The sequence below is a fragment of the Peribacillus sp. SIMBA_075 genome (assembly GCF_046534585.1).
This window is the reverse complement of the sequence record NZ_JAWRYN010000622.1, coordinates 1-271: the sequence shown is the minus strand read 5'-3', so window position 1 is coordinate 271 and position 271 is coordinate 1. Positions and strand designations below refer to the sequence as shown.

At 51.3% G+C, this 271-nt stretch carries 1 protein-coding gene; it reads left to right on the top strand.

Features of this window, described 5'->3' with window-relative positions; genetic code table 11:
• Positions 1-271, top strand: a 271-nt coding sequence (locus SB775_RS29670) for a threonine/serine exporter family protein (RefSeq protein WP_410864821.1), incomplete at both ends; no start/stop codon positions are given.

Sequence of the window (271 nt, the reverse complement as noted above, 5' to 3'; positions counted from 1 at the left end):
CATTATTTGTTCCCTTTGTGGCTGCAAGTGCTCGCCGCAGCAGTCGCCAGTGCCTGCTTCCTGATTTTGATGGGCGGCGGCTGGGCGGACATTCCGTTTGCTTTCGTAATCGGGGGCATTGGGTTTTATATTGTGGAGATGGTACTCATAAAAACGAGGGTTAAATTTTTCGCGGAATTTATCGGGGCTGTCGCCATCGGTACCTTGGCAGTGCTCGCAGTCTATAGCGGATTCGGGAACGACCCAGATACCATCATTATCGGTTCAGTCA